General features: G+C 70.9%; 19 protein-coding genes. 10 read left to right on the forward strand and 9 right to left on the reverse strand.

What is annotated here, in order from left to right:
- The first annotated feature begins 36 nt into the window (after positions 1-36).
- From BM085_RS06280 to BM085_RS06290, 3 genes are all read left to right on the forward strand, one after another.
- On the forward strand, positions 37-1947 hold the full coding sequence (locus tag BM085_RS06280; protein WP_093886051.1) for an N-6 DNA methylase: 1911 nt from the start codon (positions 37-39) through the stop codon (positions 1945-1947).
- Between the two features lie 27 nt (positions 1948-1974).
- Entirely contained in the window at positions 1975-2868 is an 894-nt protein-coding gene (locus tag BM085_RS06285; RefSeq protein ID WP_093886052.1) for a serine/threonine-protein kinase, read from the forward strand.
- A 132-nt stretch (positions 2869-3000) separates the two neighbouring features.
- Positions 3001-3795 (forward strand): MBL fold metallo-hydrolase, encoded by a 795-nt coding sequence (locus BM085_RS06290; protein ID WP_245789151.1) that lies wholly within the window; start codon positions 3001-3003, stop codon positions 3793-3795.
- Between the two features lie 45 nt (positions 3796-3840).
- Here the strand turns inward: BM085_RS06290 and BM085_RS06295 are convergent, their stop codons facing one another.
- Both BM085_RS06295 and BM085_RS06300 read right to left on the reverse strand, forming a co-directional pair.
- Positions 3841-4974, reverse strand: coding sequence for a globin domain-containing protein (locus BM085_RS06295; protein ID WP_093886054.1), 1134 nt, complete (start codon positions 4972-4974; stop codon positions 3841-3843).
- A gap of 4 nt (positions 4975-4978) precedes the next feature.
- On the reverse strand, positions 4979-5653 hold the full coding sequence (locus tag BM085_RS06300; protein ID WP_093886055.1) for a pyridoxamine 5'-phosphate oxidase family protein: 675 nt from the start codon (positions 5651-5653) through the stop codon (positions 4979-4981).
- A gap of 350 nt (positions 5654-6003) precedes the next feature.
- On the opposite strand from BM085_RS06300, the gene BM085_RS06305 reads away from it, so the two are divergent.
- Positions 6004-6261: a cupin domain-containing protein gene (locus BM085_RS06305; protein ID WP_245789152.1), complete on the forward strand. Its 258-nt coding sequence runs from the start codon at positions 6004-6006 to the stop codon at positions 6259-6261.
- Here the strand turns inward: BM085_RS06305 and BM085_RS06310 are convergent.
- Genes BM085_RS06310 through BM085_RS06320 form a run of 3 tightly spaced genes read right to left on the reverse strand, consistent with a single transcriptional unit; the run spans position 6215 to position 9557 of the window.
- Positions 6215-7009, reverse strand: coding sequence for an ABC transporter permease (locus tag BM085_RS06310; protein ID WP_093886056.1), 795 nt, complete (start codon positions 7007-7009; stop codon positions 6215-6217). The genes BM085_RS06305 and BM085_RS06310 overlap by 47 nt on opposite strands.
- A gap of 17 nt (positions 7010-7026) precedes the next feature.
- Positions 7027-7950: an ABC transporter permease gene (locus tag BM085_RS06315; RefSeq protein WP_093886057.1), complete on the reverse strand. Its 924-nt coding sequence runs from the start codon at positions 7948-7950 to the stop codon at positions 7027-7029.
- Positions 7947-9557 (reverse strand): ABC transporter substrate-binding protein, encoded by a 1611-nt coding sequence (locus tag BM085_RS06320; protein WP_143120825.1) that lies wholly within the window; start codon positions 9555-9557, stop codon positions 7947-7949. Before BM085_RS06320 ends, BM085_RS06315 begins: the two co-directional genes overlap by 4 nt.
- A 480-nt stretch (positions 9558-10037) precedes the next feature.
- On the opposite strand from BM085_RS06320, the gene BM085_RS06325 reads away from it, so the two are divergent.
- The 4 genes from BM085_RS06325 (at position 10038) to BM085_RS06340 (ending at position 13864) form a co-directional block, all read left to right on the forward strand.
- Positions 10038-10730 (forward strand): HAD family hydrolase, encoded by a 693-nt coding sequence (locus BM085_RS06325; RefSeq protein ID WP_093886059.1) that lies wholly within the window; start codon positions 10038-10040, stop codon positions 10728-10730.
- Between the two features lie 89 nt (positions 10731-10819).
- Positions 10820-11299 (forward strand): NUDIX domain-containing protein, encoded by a 480-nt coding sequence (locus BM085_RS06330; protein WP_093886060.1) that lies wholly within the window; start codon positions 10820-10822, stop codon positions 11297-11299.
- Positions 11300-11930: 631 nt separating this feature from the next.
- On the forward strand, positions 11931-13037 hold the full coding sequence (locus BM085_RS06335; protein WP_093886061.1) for an ATP-binding cassette domain-containing protein: 1107 nt from the start codon (positions 11931-11933) through the stop codon (positions 13035-13037).
- Positions 13034-13864 carry an ABC transporter permease gene (locus BM085_RS06340; RefSeq protein WP_093886062.1) on the forward strand — a complete coding sequence of 277 codons (831 nt, stop codon included), beginning with the start codon at positions 13034-13036 and terminating at the stop codon, positions 13862-13864. Before BM085_RS06335 ends, BM085_RS06340 begins: the two co-directional genes overlap by 4 nt.
- A gap of 193 nt (positions 13865-14057) precedes the next feature.
- Here the strand turns inward: BM085_RS06340 and BM085_RS06345 are convergent, their stop codons facing one another.
- From BM085_RS06345 to BM085_RS06360, 4 genes are all read right to left on the reverse strand, one after another.
- Complete coding sequence (locus BM085_RS06345) at positions 14058-14720, reverse strand: DNA alkylation repair protein (RefSeq protein ID WP_093886163.1); 663 nt, start codon at positions 14718-14720, stop codon at positions 14058-14060.
- Positions 14721-14855: 135 nt separating this feature from the next.
- Positions 14856-15584, reverse strand: coding sequence for a DUF998 domain-containing protein (locus BM085_RS06350; RefSeq protein WP_093886063.1), 729 nt, complete (start codon positions 15582-15584; stop codon positions 14856-14858).
- Positions 15584-15847 carry an SRPBCC family protein gene (locus tag BM085_RS06355; RefSeq protein ID WP_218158627.1) on the reverse strand — a complete coding sequence of 88 codons (264 nt, stop codon included), beginning with the start codon at positions 15845-15847 and terminating at the stop codon, positions 15584-15586. Before BM085_RS06355 ends, BM085_RS06350 begins: the two co-directional genes overlap by 1 nt.
- Positions 15844-16251 carry an ArsR/SmtB family transcription factor gene (locus BM085_RS06360; RefSeq protein ID WP_093886064.1) on the reverse strand — a complete coding sequence of 136 codons (408 nt, stop codon included), beginning with the start codon at positions 16249-16251 and terminating at the stop codon, positions 15844-15846. Before BM085_RS06360 ends, BM085_RS06355 begins: the two co-directional genes overlap by 4 nt.
- Positions 16252-16541: 290 nt before the next feature.
- Here BM085_RS06360 and BM085_RS06365 point away from each other — a divergent pair, with 290 nt between their 5' ends.
- Together BM085_RS06365 and BM085_RS06370 are read left to right on the forward strand one after the other, a co-directional pair.
- Entirely contained in the window at positions 16542-17114 is a 573-nt protein-coding gene (locus BM085_RS06365; RefSeq protein ID WP_093886065.1) for a TetR/AcrR family transcriptional regulator, read from the forward strand.
- Complete coding sequence (locus tag BM085_RS06370) at positions 17098-18237, forward strand: alpha/beta hydrolase family protein (protein ID WP_093886066.1); 1140 nt, start codon at positions 17098-17100, stop codon at positions 18235-18237. The genes BM085_RS06365 and BM085_RS06370 overlap by 17 nt, the downstream gene beginning before the upstream one ends.
- Positions 18238-18518 lie beyond the last annotated feature (281 nt).

Consider the following 18518-nt stretch of genomic DNA (forward strand, 5'->3'; position numbering starts at 1 on the left):
AGACCGTTAAGGCACAGTCAACTACTGTGGCCCAGTATGGAGGAGAGCCAGGACATCACGGTGAACGCCGGCGACATCGCCCGGCTCGCCTCCGTCGGCCGGGCCGCGGTGAGCAACTGGCGCCGCCGCCACGACGACTTCCCCCAGCCGGTGGGCGGTACGGCCTCCAGCCCTCTGTTCTCCCTGCCCGAGATCGCCGCGTGGTTGCGCCGCAACGGCAAGTCTTTTGAGGTCTCGCTCGGCGACCTGGTCTGGCAGCGGCTGCGGACCTCGGTCGACGACCTGCGACTGGGTGATCTCGTGGCCAGGGTCGGCGCGTTCCTGCTGTTCCTGAGCCGGGAGCCGGAGGCGTGGCGGGAGCACGGCACGCGCTCCCTCGACGGCCTGGCCGCCGCGACGGACGACCTTCCGGGCTCCCCCGACCTGCGGCTGGACGACCTCGCGCTCGTCGGGCTGGTGGCCGAGCTGGCCGCCGAGCGCGGGCCGCTGGACACCTTCGAGTTCCTCTGCGAGCGCTACGTCGAGGCCCACTCCCGCCAGCTGTCTGTCACCCGCGACGACGTGGCCGCGCTCATGGCCCGCCTGACCGGCCCGGACCGGGGGCGCGGCAAGGGCATCGTCCTCGACCCGGCCTGCGGCGTCGGGACCCTCCTCCTGCACGCCGGCGCCTCGCTCGGCCAGGAAATCAACGAGACGAACGCGCTGCTCACCGCCGTGCGGGTGCTGTTACGCGGGGCCACGGCGCGGATCGTCGCCGGTGACTCGCTGCGCGAGGACGGCCTGGCCGGGGAGCTCGCCGACGCCGTGGTCTGCGATCCGCCGTTCAACGAGCGCGCCTGGGGCTACGAGGAGCTGACCGGCGACCCCCGCTGGGAGTACGGCCTGCCGCCCCGCGGGGAGTCCGAGCTCGCCTGGGTGCAGCACTGCCTGGCCCACGTGCGGCCGGGCGGCCTGGTGGCGATCCTGATGCCGGCCGCGGCGGCCGGCCGCCGCCCCGGCAAGCGGATCCGGGGCAACCTGCTGCGCACCGGGGCGCTGCGGGCCGTGGTGACGCTCGGACCGGGCGGCCCCGACCTGTGGATGCTGCGCCGTCCCGACGGCGGGCGGCCGCCGTCCCAGCTCCTGATGGTGGACGCGACCGAGGACCTGTCGATCGTGGAGCCGGCCTGGCGCACCTACATGGGAAACCCGGAGGCCGAGCTGTCCGGCGACAGCCGTACCGTGCGGATCATCGACCTGCTCGACGACGAGGTGGACCTCAGCCCGGCCCGGCACCGCCCGCAGCAGGGCGGCCCCGACTTCCTGCGCGACTTCACCGACGCGCTGGACCGCTTCCGCGACACCTCCGCCACGCTGTCGGAGGCGCCCCCCGCCCTCGAGCTGCTCGCCGAACGGCAGGACCTGCCGACCACCACCGTCGGCGAGCTGGCCAAGGCGGGCCTGATCACCATCCTGCAGGCCCCGTCCAAGATGGCGGCCGAGGAGGGCCCGCTCCCGGTCCTGACCGCCGACGACACCGCCATGGGCACACCCCCTTCCGGAAGGACCACCCTCGACCCCGCGCTGGTCATGGTCAGGCCCGGTGACATCGTGACCACCGCCCTGGGCGTGGTCCGGGTGCTCACCCGGGGCGGCGCGGCGCTCGGCCCGCAGCTCACCCTCTACCGCGTGGACCCGCAGCGGCTCGATCCCGGCTTCCTGGCCGGGTTCCTCCGCTCCGCCGACGCGGCCCGCGTCCATCCCAGCTCCAGCCGCCTCGACGTGCGGCGGGCGCGGGTGCCGATGCTGCCCCTGTCCGACCAGCAGCGGTACGGCACGGCCTTCCGCGAGCTGTTCACGCTGGAAGACCGGGTGCGTGAGACGACCGCGCTGGGGGAAACCCTGATCCGGCTAGGCTTTGACGGACTGGTCGACGGCCACCTCCGGCCGTGCGACCAAGGGGTGTGACCCCCGCAACGTCCATGGGAGGGCCGGATGGTCATCGGCGACCGGTACGTACTCGACGACCTCCCTCTCGCCCAGGGCGGCATGGGCGCCGTCTACAGCGGCCATGACAAGCACCTCGACCGCAAGGTGGCCGTCAAGTTCCTGCGCTTCCTCACCGGCCCCGACGAGGAGCTGAACCGGCGTTTCCTCCGCGAGGCGCGCATCCTGGCGAAGCTGGAGCACCCCGGCGCGCCGGTCCTCTACGATTTCGGCACCTTCGACCAGCGCCTCTTCCAGGTGATGCAGTTCATCGAGGGCGTCACCGTGGCCGACCTGGTCAGCGAGCACGGCCCGCTCCCGGTCCCCTGGGCCGCCGCGATCGCCGCCCAGGCCTGTGCCGTGCTGTCGGCCGCCCACGCGCTGTCCATCTACCACCGCGATCTCAAGCCGACCAACCTGATGCTCTGCCCCGACGGCAGCGTCAAGGTCCTGGACTTCGGCCTCGCCGTGCTCAGCGAGGCCGACTCCACCCGTTTCACCCGGGTCGGCCAGATCCTCGGCACCCCCGCCTACATGGCGCCCGAACAGATCCAGCGCGGCCTCGCCGGCCCCCGCAGCGACCTCTACGCCCTCGGCTGCGTGATCCACGAGATGCTGACGGGCAGGCAGCTCTTCACCGGTCCCACCGAATACGCCGTGTACGAACGCCAGGTGAAGGAACGGCCGCCCGCCGTCCCCGGCGTCCCCGGGGAGCTGAACCGGCTGATCGAGGACCTGCTGGAGAAGGACCCCGACCGGCGTCCCGGCGGGGCCGACGCCCTCTACGAACGCCTGCAGCCCTTCGCCGTGGACCTGCCGATGCTCCCCGGCTTCCTCAACCCGCCGTCGGACCCCAGCCCCGGCCGGATGTACGCCCGGATGGTCGGCCGCGTCCTCGCCTGAGGGCCGCCCTCGCCCACCACCCACGTAGGCGCGGCCGCCGCCGGCGCCGCGGCCGTTCATGATCTCAGGACCTTCCCCGGCTCCCCGCGCCGCGGCGGGCCGGGGAGAATGCGATGCATGGAAGGTCGATGGATGGAAGTGGCCGATCGGGTGCTGGTCCGGCGGTATGCCGAGCTGGACCTGTCGGTGGGGCTGGTCATGGGTGACGGCGGCTGCCTGGTGGTGGACACGCGGGGGGACGAGCGGCAGGGAGCCGAGCTCGCCGCGGAGGTGCGGCGGATCACCCGGGACCCCTGGACAGTGGTGATCACCCACTCGCACTTCGACCACAGCTTCGGCACGCGGCCGTTCCTGGAGTGTCCCGTCTGGGCGCAGGAGGGCTGCCGGACCGACCTGGCCGAGGACGGGGCGAGGACGAGGGACGCCTGGGCGCGGCGCTACCGGGAGGAGGGCCGCGCGGGCATCGCCGACGACATCGCCGGGACGGAGATCGTCCTGCCGGACCACCTGGTGACCGACAGGGCGGAGCTGGCCGTCGGCGGGCGCGGCGTCGTCATGTCCTACTTCGGCCGCGGCCACTCCGGCAACGACCTCGTCGTCCACGTGCCGGACGCCGGCGTGGTGTTCGCCGGTGACCTGGTGGAGAACGGCGCGCCGCCGGCCTACGGCGACGCCTATCCGCTCGAATGGCCCGACGCCGTCGGCGGTCTGCTCGGGCTGGCCGGCGACGGCGTCGTGGTGGTGCCCGGCCACGGGGATCCGGTGGACCGCGGGTTCGTTGTCGCCCAGCGCGCCGAGATCGCCGCCGTCGCCGGGCTCTGCCGGGAGGTGGCCGCGGGCCGGATGAGCGTCCAGGAGGCCGTACGGCTGTCGCCCTATCCCGAGGACACCACCAGGACCGCCCTCCGGCGCCCGGCGGGAGACTGACCGCGTCCCCGTCCCACCGGGTCCGGGCGGAGCGGGGCGCGGCCTTCACAGCACCGCGAGGCTGGGGGCGCCTCCGGGGGCGAACTCGGTGTGGATGCGGTCGAAGGGCACTCCCAGGCCGAGCAGCCGGTTGGCCGTCACGCGCACCATCTCGGACGACCCGCACACGAAGACGTCCCCGTCGGGGACGATCCGGTGGTATTCCAGGGCGTCCACGGCACTGTGCCTGCGCCAATCCTCCGGGTCGTCGGAGACCGCGCGGACGATCCGCAGGCGCCTGTGCTGTGACCGCAGGCGTTGCAGGTCCTCGTTGTCGTAGGCGTCGCCGCTGCGCCGGACGCCGTGGAAGAGGTCGATGGCGGGGCGGTCGGGCACCCACACCGACTCCTCGATGAGCGCCTTGAGCGGGGCCAGGCCCGTGCCGCCCGCGATGAAGATCAGGTGCGAGGTGCTCGCCCGGTCGAGCACGAGGGATCCGCGGGGCGGCCCCAGCAGGAGGCTGTCCCCCGGACGCGTGTGGTGCATCAGCGCCGTGCTGACCCATCCGCCGGGCACCATCCGCACGTGGAAGGTGAGCAGGTTGTCCTGGCGGGGCGCGTTCGCGATCGAGTACGGCCGCCACACCCGGGGCCAGTGCGCGCTCTGCAGGGTGGCGTACTGGCCGGCCCGGTACGGGTAGGGGTGGTCGGGCTCGACGGTGATCACGGCGATCTCGGGGGTGCGCACCTCGTGCGCGACCACGGTGCCGATCCAGGCCGGGGGCGTATGGACGGCGTCCTGCTCGGCGGCCTGGATCATCACCTCGGCGATGTAGTTGTAGGCGGTCATCCACGCCTCGTCGTAGGCGGGCAGCCAGGCGCCGCCCGCGGTGAACCGCATCGCGGCGACCAGGCAGCTGCCGACCGCCGGATAGTGCTCGGCCTGGACCCCGTACTTGCGGTGGTCCCGGGCGAGCTGGCCGAGGTAGTCGCTCAGGCCCGCGCCGTCCTCCAGGTTGAGCACCACCTGGGTGAGCGCGTGGAACAGGCGGTCGCGCTGGAGGTCCATCGCGGGCGGGAACATCTCGCGGATGTGCGGGTAGTTGGCGAAAAGCCTGCCGTAGAAGTGCTGGGTGACCTGGTCGGCCACCGGTTCGACAAGCGACCAGCTGCGGCGGATGAGCCCGATGTCGATGATCATGTTGTCACCCGGTCGACTTTCCCGCCTCTTCCGGCTCCCGAGCGACGGACCTCACCCGCCCGACACCGAAGTAGTCGTCTCCCGCCGGCCTGCGGGCCTGCGGCCCTCGCTCCCTGCGGTCCTGTCTGGTCAGCAGGGGGATGTGCTTGGAGCAGTGGATGTATGCCTCCTCGACCTCGACCATGACCCATCGCTCGGCCCGGCGGCCGGGCGCGGTGCGGTCCTCGTCGGCCAGCCCGTAACGGCGGGCCGCGTCGTAGGCGGTCGTGATGGTCGCCGGACCGTTGACGTGCAGTCCCACGAGGTCTTCGAAGAAGTCGACGAACAGCAGGCTGATGTGCGCGTTCTCCATGATGTTGCCCAAGCTGGCGAGGACGCCGTTGCCCCGGAACTCCGGATACATCAGCCTCCCGTCGTCCACCACGTGGACGAAGCCGGGCGGCCCCGCCCGGAACGAGGTGTCGCAGTTGCCGGCGGCGTCGGCGGTCCCCACGAAGACCATTTCCTGCCGGGCGATGAAATCCCGCATGTGCGGCGTCAGGCGGTCGACCACCTGACGCTCGTAGAACCGCTCCGCCCGCTCCCTGGTGGCGAAAAGTCTCTGGAGGATGTGCTCTCCTCTTGACCCCGGCAGTCCCTCGCCGTCGTCCAGAGCCGCATACGGCGTGTGCTGCTCCATCACATCGCTCCCATTGATCCCCGATCACGTGCCTGGCGACATGGGCGGACACCGGTATCACACCCGATGGCCCCGGCGGCGGAACGCCGAACCGGGCGGTTCCGCCCACATAAGCGATGGAGCCTAGACCATAGCCACCCTTGTCCGAAATAGTGGTGAAACTTTTCTCCGCTAGTCATGAGGGGTGCTCAATTATGCGCACTCTCCTTGGAACGGTCCCGTGATCTTCCGCGACTCCACCCGCCACAACCGGTCATAAATCGCTGTTATCGCAGGTCAAAACAGTGATCAATCTTGGTTGGCGGCATTGGTGGTGTAAGGCTCGAATGCGAGGGTAAGGGGGCACGATCATGATCAAGGTGAAGGGCACCGACAAACCAGATGAGCGTCGCGACTTCCCGATGGGGCACATCGGCGTGTTCGACCTGCCGGGGCTGTGCTTCGGCGTGGCCACGTTCGGACCCGGATGGCGATGGCCGGAATCGGTGAAGCCGATCGCCGGCACCGACTCGTGCGAGGCGCCCCACAACGGCTACGTCGTCAGGGGCAGGACGCACCCGCTCACCCCGTGGGGTGAGCGGCGCGGAGCGCGTCGGTCACGAGCGTGACCCCCAGGCTCGCCAGAGCCAGGGCGACCGCCGGCACGACCGCGAGCCGCGGTGTGACCACGAGCAGGGCCGTCGCCTCGTTGACCATCCCGCCCCAGTCGACGTGCGGCGGGGGCGGGCCGATGCCGAGGAAGCTCAGCGAGGTGGCGGCGACGAGGGTCTTGGCCAGGTCGCCGGTGGCGACGGTGAGGGCGGGCCCGATCGTGTGCGGGACGATGGTGCGGCGCAGCAGATGGAGCGGCGAGGCGCCCATGGCCCGGCTCGCCAGCACATGGTCGGACGCCGCCGTCCGCAGGACCGTGGCACGGACGACGAGCGCGCAGCTCACCCACCCCAGCGGCACGAGGGCGATGAGGACGGCGCCCGGACCGGGCGGCAGCACGCCGGCCAGGGCCAGCGCGAGCGTGAGACCGGGCAGCGCGAGCGCCACCGTGGCCGCCAGCCGGAGCAGCCGGTCGGGCCGGCCGCCCACCAGCCCGGCCACGGCGCCGGCGACCGTGCCGACCGAGGTGGTGACGGCGGTGACGGCGAACGCGAGCAGGAGCGAGGCGCGGCCCGCCTCGGCCGTCCTGGTGAGCAGGTCGCGGCCGAGCTGGTCGGTCCCGAGCCAGTGCTCCCCGCTCACCGGGAGCAGGGCCCGCGCCAGGTCCGGCCGGTGCGGGTCGTAGGGCGACAGCACGGGCGCCGCGCAGCAGAACAGGACGATCGCGCCGAACAGCAGGGCGCCGGCGACGCCGCCTGCGGGCATCCGCGGACGGCGGCCCGTCACCGTCGCACCCGGGGGTCGGCCACCGACACGCACAGGTCGGCCAGGGTCAGGACCAGCACGGTCGCGAGCGCGGTGAGCAGGACGTACGCCTGGACGATCGGGATGTCCCGCTGCCGGATCGCCGTCACCGCGAGCTGCCCCACACCGGGCCAGGCGAACAGGGTCTCGACGATCACCGCGCCGGCCAGCAGCTCGGCGAGCACGACGCCGGCCGCGGTGATCGCACCGGGCGCGGCCGCGCGCAGCGCGTGCACCATGACGGTACGGCGCGCGCTCAGGCCCTTGGCCACCGCGAGCTTGACGAAGGGCAGCCGCGCCACGGCCGCCAGGTCGGCCCGTAACAGCCGCAGCAGCGTGGCCGTTCCGGCCAGGCCGAGGGTGACCGCGGGCAGGATCACGGCTCCCGGGGAGCCGTCCCCACCGGTCGGCAGCGCCCGCATGCCGACGGCGACCACGCTGATCAGCAGGATGCCGACGATGTACGGCGGGACGGCGGCGACCGCCACCGTCACCACCCGCGCGATCCGGCTGTCGAGGGCACGCGGCCGGAGCGCGGCGCGGACCGACACGAGCACCGCGAGCCCGACCGCGATGAGTGAGGCCGTCCCGGCCAGCCGCAGCGTCGCCGGGACCCGGGACAGGATCTCGGCGGCCACCGGCGCGCGGTCGGCGTAGGAGCGCCCGAAGTCGCCCCGCAGCACGCCGAGCAGCCACCGGAGGTAGCGGGAGAAGAGCGGCCGGTCGAGGCCGAGCTCGCCCCGCAGGACGGCCACGCTCTCCGCGGTGGGCTGGACGCCGCCCCGGCGGAGGATCTCCTCCGCCGGGTCCCCGGGCGCCAGCGACGTCAAAAGAAAGGTCAGCACCGACAGCACCAGCAGGACCAGGAGCGTCTCCGCCACCCGCCGCAGGGCGCGGGTCACCGCGACGGCGCCAGCTTGGCGAGGTCGACCAGATAGGCCGGGCTCTGCACCAGACCCGTCACCGCGGTGCTCGTCACCACCGGGTTGTCCTGGTAGGCGAGCGGGATCATCGGCCGGTCGTCGGCGAGCAGCCGCTGGACCCCGTGGTAGAGCTCGCGACGCTCGTCCGCGCCGCCGGCGGCCGCGGCCCGGTCGATCAGCCGGTCGAACACGTCACTGCGGTAGCCCAGATTGCGGTCGCGGTTCCAGGCCGCGTCGGAGCGCAGGAATCGGCGGAACAGGTAGTCGGGGTCGCCGTTGGGCACGCTGTAGGCGCTCAGGAAGAGGTCGTAGTCTCCGGCCTCCATCACCGCCCTGGTCGCCTCGGCCACGTTCACGCGGGCGGGCAGGCCCGCGTCCTCGAGATCGGCGCGCAACACCTCGGCGATGTCGGTGTAGGGGAACTGGCCGGTCTCGGACGACGAGATCAGGATGGAGACCGGCCGGGCCGGGCGGCCCGCCGCGTCGACGAGCCGGCGGGCCCCGGCGGGATCGTACGCCGAGCGGACGCCGGGGTCGGAGAGGGCGCCGAAGACCGGCGACAGGAACGGCGAGCCCGGCGCCGCCGTACCCGCCAGCAGCTTGCCGGCGATGGCCTTCCGGTCGATCGCCAGGTCCACCGCCTCGCGCAGCCTCGGGTCCGCGAACGGCTTCCGGGAGGCGTTGAAGGTCAGGTAGTGGGTGAGCACGGAGGGGGTCCGGGTGACCCGGAACCTGCCGTCGGCGGCGACCGCCGCCACCTGCCCGGGGAGCAGCGCGCCCTTGTCGATCAGCCCGGCGACCTCGCCGGCCCGCAGCGCCGCCACCCGCGCGTTGGCATCCGGGATCGTCCGCACCACGATCCTGTCGAAGGCCGGCTTGCCGCCCCAGTAGCCCGGGTTGGCGGCCAGCTCCACCTGCTGCCCCTTCGACCAGGAGGCCAGCGTGTACGGCCCCGTGCCCACCGGCTTGCCGGTGAAGTCCCCGCCGGGCCCGAACGCCGACGGCGCCTGGATCATGCTGTAGAAGTCGGCCAGCCGGGCAGGCAGGTCGGCGACCGGCTCGGCCAGGGTGAACACGACCTTCCCCGCCTCGGCGCGCACGCCGGCGAGCTTGCCGTAGGCCGCCTCCATGCCCGCGTCGAGGCTGAAGAAGGCGGACGGCCTGGGCGCGATCCGCCGGAACCGCTCGATGTTGGCGACGACCGCCTCGGCGGTCAGCGGCGTCCCGTCGCTGAACCTCACGCCGCCGCGCAGGGTGAACGTCCATCTCCGCCCCCTGTCGGCACGCTCCCATCCCGTCGCCAGCGCCGGCGCCGGACGCATCTCGTCGTCCAACGTCACCAGTGGCTCCCACACCCGCAGCGTCCGATGGGTGAAGTACGGATCCTCCGGACCGGCCGCGAGATCGCGCGGAGCCGCGAGGACGAGCCGTCCCTCCGCCTGCCCCGCGCTCCCCTGGCCACCGCAGGCCGCCAGGGCGGCCAGCACGGCCACGCCCAGCACGGCGACGGCCCTTGCCCCCGGCCGGACGCCTCCGCGCGTCCCCGCCGAGATCGGAAAGCGCGTCCCGCGCCGGCTCCTGTCCACGTGATCATCCTTTGCGGTACGGCGCGGCGGCCCCGCGCGTTGCCGAGCCGCCCGGAGGCGGCCCTCGACATGACACCGAGAGAACGATAACCATTTTTATGCGATTGGCACCCTTTCGGGCTGTCACAAGATCGCATCACAGCTCGGATGCGACCGCCAGCCCCCGGTGTCAGCCGTACCGGCCACATGAGGGCCGGACGGCGGGCCCCTCCGCCACGCCCGGACCGGGGGGCGCCGGCTCCACACCTGGACCGGGGGCACCGGCTCCCGGAACGGCACACCCGGCGGTCCGCCGGCCCCTCCTGGGGCGGCAGATATATGGATATGAGGCTCGTGGTACTAGTTGGTACTGTTCGCTGGCCGGCAAGAAGACGGGGGAGGCATGGACCTGACAGCTCTCGCCGAGGTCGCGCCGCACGGTCCCCTGGGCCACGGAGCCACGTGTCAGCGCGCCACGGAGCCCATCGAGGAGGAGTCGGCTTGAGACTCACAGGTCAGGTGCTCGTCTTCGACGCCGACGACACGTTGTGGGAGAACAACGTCCTGTTCGAGCGCGTCATCGACGACTTCACGCACTGGCTGGAGCATCCGACGCTCGACAGGACCGAGATCCGCGCCATTCTCGACGACATCCAGGCGGCGAACGCGGTCACCCACGGGTACGGCAGCAAGATGTTCCTGCGCAGTCTCGGCGAGTGCCTGGAACGGCTGCGCGAACGGCCGGCGACCGCCGCGGAGCGCCGCCACCTCGACGAGCTGGTGGCGGCCCTCGTCGAGCACCGGGTGGAGCTCGTCCCCGGCGTCGCCGAGACGCTCGCCGATCTCGGCAGCCGGCACGACCTGCTCCTGCTCACCAAGGGCGACATGGACGAGCAGCAGCGCAAGCTGGACGTCTCGGGACTCGCGCCCCACTTCCGCGACATCCACATCGTGGCGGAGAAGAACCTCGACACCTATCGGTGGCTCACACGGGAGCACGGGCTGACTCCCACGACGAGCTGGATGATCGGCAACTCCCCGAAGTCCGACATCCTCCCCGCCCGGCAGGCGGGCATGAACGCGGTCTTCATCCCCAACGACAACACCTGGGCGCTGGAGCAGAGCGAGCTCGACCCGGCCGACGGAGGAGTGCTGCTGCTGCAGAGGTTCTCCCAGCTGCCCGACCACTTCTGACAGCCGAACGCCTCTGACGACCAGCCGCCTCTGACAACCGGCCGTTTCTCTGACACCCGGCCATTTCTGGCAACGGAGGGAGCACCGACATGAGCGCCACCCCGTCTCCGGACGGTCCCGTACGGCCGTCCGAGCCCGTCGCCGGGCCGACCCGGAAGACGCCCGCCGTCTCGTGCGTGTTCATCTGCCACGATGGCCACGGCCGGGTGCTGCTGGCCCGGCGCGGGGCCGGCGCGCGGGACGAGCCCGGCACCTGGGACTGCGGCGCCGGAGCGCTCGAATACGGCGAATCGTTCGAGACGGCCGTCGCACGGGAGGTCCGCGAGGAGTACTCGACCGACGCGCTGAAGATCGAGACGATCGGCGTGCGCAACGTCCTCCGGCAGGAGCCCGCCTCCCACTGGGTCGCCGTGATCTTCGCGGTCGAGGTGGACCCCGCCGGAGTCGCCATCGGCGAACCTCACAAGTTCGACGAGCTGGACTGGTTCGCGCCGGACACGCTGCCGCACCCGCTGCACTCCCAGCTCACGGAGAGCCTCCGGCTGTTCCACGCCTGGCAGGGGTCATAGCCTGGCAGGGGTCGCAGACAGAGCAGAGGCCATGGACACAGGGGCCATGGACAGATAGCCGGTCGGCTCCGGGACCCCGCCCATCGCGGCGGCCGGGTCCCCACGGAGCGGCGCGGCCGGGTCCCCACGGAGCGGCGCGGCCGGGGCCCCACGGAGCGGCGCCCCCTCTCCCGGACAACCGCCTCCCCAGCCGACGCCCCACCACGCCGGGGCCGTACTCCGCGCAGACGCCTCGCAGGCCGTACGCACCAGGCGAGTCCTTCGCGGACCGCACTCCACGAAAGACCGTCACAGGCCGTACGGCCGGGCAAATACCTCGCGGGTGGTCCGACCACACAAGACCCTCACAGGCCGTACGGCCGGGCAAGTACCTCGTAGACCACACTCCACGCACGTTCTTGGCGGGCCGTACGGCCGGGCGGGGGCCTGAATCCGGCGTGCCCGCCGTCACGCAGCCGGCGCGGGCGGCATGAGGCCCGCACCTTTTTCCCTGTCGCGGGAACAACCCTCGGATCTCCGTCGTTAACCCCCTCGCATCTGAACCGTACGCCATACGGTACAGGCTACGATATGTCGGCGAAGCACCGCCGGAAGGCCGGAGGATCCCGGCCGGGACAGGGAAAAGGTGACTGTGAGAGCGACTGAATCTGCGATCACCGCGGAGGGCGTGCGCAAGAGCTATGCGGGAGGCGTGGACGGAGCGGGGCTCAACGGATTCGACCTGCGCGTGCCGGCCGGCACGGTCTGCGGCCTGCTGGGCCCCAACGGCGCGGGGAAGACCACGGCCGTCCGGATCCTGTCCACGCTTCTCGACCTGGACTCGGGACACGCGAGCGTGGCCGGGTTCGACGTGCGGACGCAGCCACGGCGCGTACGCGAGCACATCGGACTGGTCGGCCAGTACGCGGCCGTCGACGAGATCCTGACCGGACGGCAGAACCTGGTGATGTTCGGCCGGCTGAACCACCTCTCCTCCACGGCGGCGGGCAGGCGCGCGGACGAGCTGCTGGAGCGCTTCTCCCTGACGGAGACCGGCAGAAAGCCGGTGGGGAAGTATTCCGGCGGCATGCGCAGGCGACTCGACCTCGCGACGAGTCTGATCGTCACGCCACTGGTGCTCTTCGTGGACGAGCCGACGACCGGGCTGGACCCGGCCGCCCGCCGGGAGGTGTGGACCGCGATCCGCGATCTGGTCGACTCCGGCACGACGGTGCTGCTCACCACCCAGTACCTGGAGGAGGCCGACCGGCTCGCCGACCGGATCTCGATGCTCCGAGCGGGCCGGGTCGTCACCGAGGGCACCCCCGAGGAGCTGAAGTCCGCCATCGGTGGCGACTGGCTGGACATCGTGCTCGCCGAACCCGCGGACGTGGCCGCGACGGCGGCCATCGCCGCGCGGGTCGCGTCCGGCGAGATCCACCTCGACGGCGGAGCCCGCCGGGTCAGCGTCCCGGTCGACCGGCGCACCAGGGCTCTCGTCGAGGTGGCCACCGCACTCGGTGACGCCGGGATCGAGCCGGCCGACATCACGTTGCGCCGCCCCACCCTCGACGAGGTCTTCCTCCAGCTGACGGGCGACCCGCCGGCCACCCCGGCAGGCGGCGCGACCCCCGCCGCACACCGGTCCACGACCACCGGCTCCGCTACCGCCACGGAGGCATCTCGCGCCGCGGGTGGCGACGCTCGCCGCGCAGCCACGACCACCGGCCCCACTACCGCCACGGAGGCATCGGCTTGAGCACCACCACCTCCCCCCTCCCCGGCCGCTCCCCGCTGTCCCGAGCCGGCTGGGCGCTGACGGACGCCTGGACCATCACCCGCCGCGACCTGAACCACTGGGCACTCCGGCCCGGCGCGGTCATCGTCGGCTGGGCCTTCCCCGTCATGATCGTTCTGATGTTCGGCGGCCTCTTCGGCGGCGCCATCAGCGTCCCCGGCGGTGGCGGCTACTTCGAGTTCCTGATGCCGGGCATGTTCACCATGACCATGCTCTTCGGCCTGGAGACCACGATGACGGCGGTCGCCACCGACGCGTCCAGAGGGGTGACCGACCGGTTCCGTTCGATGCCCATGAGCGCCTCCGCGGTCGTCCTGGGCCGGTGTGCCGCGGACATGCTCAACTCGATCGTCGGGCTGTCCATCATGATCGGGGCCGGGCTGCTGCTGGGCTGGCGCTGGCACGGCGGGCCCGCCGCCGCGCTGGCCGCCGTCGGGCTGCTCCTGCTGCTGCGCGCCGCCCTGCTCTGGGCCGGCATCCTCATCGGGCTCGTCGCCGGAGGACCCGAATCGCTGGCCTCCGTCCAGATCCTGGTCTGGCCCGTCGGCTTCCTGTCCAACGTGTTCGTCGATCCGGCCACCATGCCGGCCTGGCTCGGCGCGATCGCCGCGTGGAACCCGCTCTCCGCGACGGCCTCGGCGACCCGTGAACTCTTCGGCAACCCCGGTTGGGGAGGTGAGTCCTGGATCGCGCAAAATGCGATGCCCATGGCGGTTGTGTGGCCACTGCTGTTGACCGCGATCTTCCTCCCTCTGTCGGTGCGCAGGTTCCGCAGGCTCGGCAGCTGAGAAGCCGTCCGCCGGGCACACCGGAGCACGACAACGGCAGCTGAGGCACAGGCCAGAACGGTCATGGACCGACTCGCGTGATGAGAAACGGGCACCCACGTGACGTGGGTGCCCGTAGAGACGTGCCGTGTGCCCCCCGCAAGTTTCGAACTTGCGCTCCCGGCTCCGGAGAGCGTCGCAGACGGTGTCCTTGTCATCCAACCGCGGTCGAGGCCGAGGTGGACGCTCGGCGCACCATCTCGGTGATCCAGATGGGCGCGAACGGAGACGTGCAGTTCGGGGGGGTCGGGTAGTCCTTGAGCACCTCCAGCCGCTCACCGATGTCGATGGCACGGGCACGGTGCTCGGCGTGCTCGATCCCGATCTGCGCCAGACAGTGGTTCATCGCCCACTGCAGGCGATCCGGGGCGTCTTTCATCTCCGCCTCGATGACGTCGAGCAGTCCTGCGAGGTCGAGGCCCTCAGGCTTCCTGGCCACGCGTTCGGTGGTCAGCGCCCAGCCGGCACTCGCGACCACCGGATCCGGATCGGCGGACCAGGCCAGGCGCAGCTCTTCTACGTGCGGGTTCTTCTTGACCACGTAGTTCACGAGCCAGTCGTGCACCTTGGGTGTACGCGCCTCGCGCACCATGACGTCCAACTCGTCTCGCTCGAACGCCTTCGGGCGGCAGATCAGGATCGCCAGCAGCCTCGCCGCGGTGTCAGCCGTCTCCCAGAGCCGGCGCGCGAGTTCCTGCTGCGTCTTCAGCCGCTTCGCGAGCGCGCGCAGCTTGCCGAGGTTCACACCGTGATCGTCACCGTGTCTCCTGTTGACCTCGCGCGCCTTCGGGTCATCGAGCGCGGCCAGCTCGGCCATCACCTCGGCCACGGTCGTCTCCGTCACCTCAGCCTCCCGCCATCGTCCGGGTCGCTCGCGCGGCGGATGCCATCCGGTGTTCGCCCGCGTCGGTCCGCCGTTCGCCGGTGGGTCGAACGTACCGCGTCGGCGCACTTACCGGCGCTGCGCGCCGGTGGTTTCGTCCGGTTTCACTCCGTCGCCGATCGGCGGCCGATGATGCGCGGCGAGGAGCGACGCCCATGCCAGGGCGAGGCCGATCGCGACGGCGAAGGCGACGTTGGCCGGGCGGGATCCCTGCAGGGCGAAGATCAAGCTCCAGGAGGCGAGGAAAGCCGCGCCGGTCACGCCGCTGAAGGCCGCCCAACCGGTACGGCGGGCCGCGACGAACCGCCGGGCGAAGACGAAGCACGCGGCGACGAGCGCGAGGAAGGCGAGTCCGGCGACCAGCAAGTGCACCGCTGCGTGCCAGCTCATCGTGGTCGGAATGCCCAGCGGAGTGCCCGGCGGGAAGCCGTCGGCGGGGTCGGCGGAGAAAGCGGCCGCGCCGAGCATCCCGGCACCGAAGACACCGATCAGCCGTGGTCCCCACGTACCTCCCGGACTCGCCCCCGGGCCGAGGACCCGGCGCAACCCGATGGCACACGCCACGAACAGCAGGCCACTGACCACGAAGTTGGCGATCTGGATCCATCCTTGGTCGCCGTTGCTCAGCATGCTGGCCGGGTGCCGGCTGATGTCGAATCCGTCCCTGGTGAGCATCTGCAGAACGACCACGACGATGTAGAGCGGTCCGGCGACAATGCCGCAGGCCAGCAGCGTCCTCGTCGACCGGGAGACTGCCCTGGGCGCCCTGCCGGCGGCGGAGGTGACGTCGTGGGTCATCAGCGGTCACCGCTGGTCTCGGGGGCGAGGTGCCGCCCGCCGACGCGCAGGTCGCCCTCGACCGGGCCCCGCCATCGGCCGAACCGCTCCGGGTCGGTGCGGGCGCTCCAGCCCTCCTCGGTCGGAGCGTCGTAGCTCCAGCCCTCCTCGGTCGGAGCGTCGTAGACCCGGCGCGGCAGCACCGACCGCCCTTCACCGGCGGCAACCGCCTGATTGCCCACCTCACGCCGGGTGGCGTTGATCTGGTCGACGATGTCGATCACTTGTCCTCCTCGCTGACGGACTTGGGTTCCTGATGACGATCCGGTGTCCCGGCAGTGTTCGCACCGTTGTCGCGCTGTTCACGGTGTTCGCGCTTGCCGCGGACGAGTTCGGTGGCCAACGCGTCCAGGCGCCGGCTCCAGAACTGCCGGAACTGCTCCAGCCAGATGTCGACCTCCTGCAGAGGTGCTGCTTGCACCGCGTAGAGGCGCCGCCTACCGTCCGGACGGACAGTGACGACACCCGACTCCCTCAGTACACGCAGGTGCTGCGACACCGCGGATGGCGAGATGCCGAACTCTGCCCGGATGACCTCGCTGACGGTGCCGGCGGCCTGCTCTCCGTCGGCGAGGAGCTCCAGTATTCGGCGTCGCGCCGGATCGCCGAGGACGTCGAACGCGTGCACTCATGCACTATTTCAGTCTCTACTTATTTAAGTCAAGACTAAATTAGGCGCCGCCGCTCCGCCGTCCACATGCGGACGGACCGGCGAGACGGCTACCGCGCGGCCCCCTGCCGGCAGGCCCGGACACCGGCACACCGACGCCGCGCCGTGGACCGGGTCGAACTCGGCGTGCGCGCCCCAGGGCGCCCGGAGGCGGGACGTCCGGGGAGCGTCGGCACGGCGATACATGATCCGGAGATTCCCGACCCCAATCGGTATACACCGTTAACCATATTGTATACGGTGTATACATGAGTACCACGGAGAAGATCGCCGAGGTGGCGCGGGACATCCTCATCCACGAAGGCGCGGAGGCCGTGAGTATGCGCCGCGTCGCCGGCATCGTGGGGATCACCCCGATGGCCATTTACCGGCACTATCCGAATCGGCAGGCGCTGCTGCAGGCCGTGGCCGATGCGACCTTGCGCGAACTCGCAGAGAACTGGGGTGCGCGAGCCGAGGCAGGCGACTGGCAGGCCAGGCTGATCGGCCTCATGCATGATTTCCTCGACTTCGCCCTGGGCAGCCCGCACCTGTACAGGTTCGTGATGACCGACCAGCACGAGCAGGCCAGGCATTTTCCCGACGACTTCAAGAGTGGCGGCTCGCCCGCCTTCGAACGGATCGTGTCGATCATCGAGGACGGAATGGCGGCCGGAATCCTGCGGACAGACGTTCCGCTGGAAGCCGCCTTGGCGTTGACCTCGGCTACCCAGGGCCTGGTCCAGCTTTACCTCGGAGGGCGCATCGGGCTGGACGAAATCGCATTCAGGGAATTGTGCGAGCGGAACGTACGGAGGATTCTCAATGGCCTCAGTGTTTAAGAAGGCCCTGGTCATCGCGCTGGTTCTGGTGCTGGGCGGAGTCGCGTTCGGCGCCTGGTCCGGCAGCGAAGCCGGCGTGAAGGTCGTTCACTACGGCGAGAGCAACACCAACGTACTCGCCGTGGGGGATAGAACGGTCACACTGACCGAGACCCACGAGACAACCAAACCCGGCACCTATTGGTTGGAGTGGACGGGCTCGTACACCATGCTGGGCAGCATCGTGGCGCGATCGCCGGGGAAGGTCACGCGCCAGGTACTGCGCGGCACCATGCCTTCCCTGGGGACACCGGGACACTTCGGCAATGTCCCGCCAGGCGATCCCAAAGTGGCCTGGGGAGTCGACTTCTCCGAGATCATGATTCCGACCGAGTTGGGACCCGCCCCCGCCTGGTATGTGCCTGGCAGAGGGACCACGTGGTTCGTGGCTGTGCACGGGCAGAACGGGCGGCGCAAGGCCGAACTGAAGGTCCTTCCCGTGGTGCGCGACCTTGAACTGCCTTTCCTGGACATCAGCTACCGCAACGATGAAGGCGCGCCGGATTCCCCCGACAGGCTGCTCCATCTGGGTGACTCGGAGTGGCGTGATCTGGAGGCCGCGCTGCGCAGAGCACAGCAGTTGGGGGCCAAGCGGTTCGTGCTGTACGGAACGTCGATGGGCGGACAGATCGTCGGGCAGTTCCTGGCCAGGTCGGAATTGGCGGGGCTGGTCAACAGGGTGATCATGGATGCACCGATGATCGACGTACGGATGACGGCCGAGCAGGGCGCGCGGAACTACCACCTGCCTGCCTTCGTCGCCCCGCTGTCGAACCAGGTCGTCCAGTGGAGGACCGGTGTGGATGTGGACCGCCTCAGCCTTATCCGCTACCCGCCCAAGGTCAGGCCACCGCTGCTGTTGATCCACACCACTCCGGATACCGATCATCCGATCGAAGAAGCCCGCGGCCTGGTGGCCACGGGCCGGCGATTGAACTGGGACATCACCTTCGAAGAGTTCGCGCAGGGTGAGCACACCGAGGCGTGGAACGTCGACCGGGCCCGCTACGACCACGCGGTACGCGCCTACCTGATGGCAGAGCGACCCGGCACGGATGAACAGTCCGGCGCCGAAGGCGCGTAGCCCGTGCTGTCACCGGAAACGATCGCCGGGTCGGGTTGATTTTCAGACTGCGGGCACGAGGGATCGGCCGCCCCATCGGCGGCCTTTCTCGCTGCGGACCGGGCGCGTTCCCGGCCTTGCGCGGCAAGCACGTCCCAGAACCTCGAGCTGAGCGGTCCGAGCAGGAGCCCGTCGGCCGCCCAGGCCAGTGGCGCGATGGTCCCTGGATACTTCATCCTCTTAAACGCGACTTTAACGCGACGGAAGGCCGCCCGCCGCAGGGCACGATCACTACGATGGCC

The sequence above is a fragment of the Streptosporangium canum genome, assembly GCF_900113865.1.
Taxonomy (GTDB): Bacteria; Actinomycetota; Actinomycetes; order Streptosporangiales; family Streptosporangiaceae; genus Streptosporangium; species Streptosporangium canum.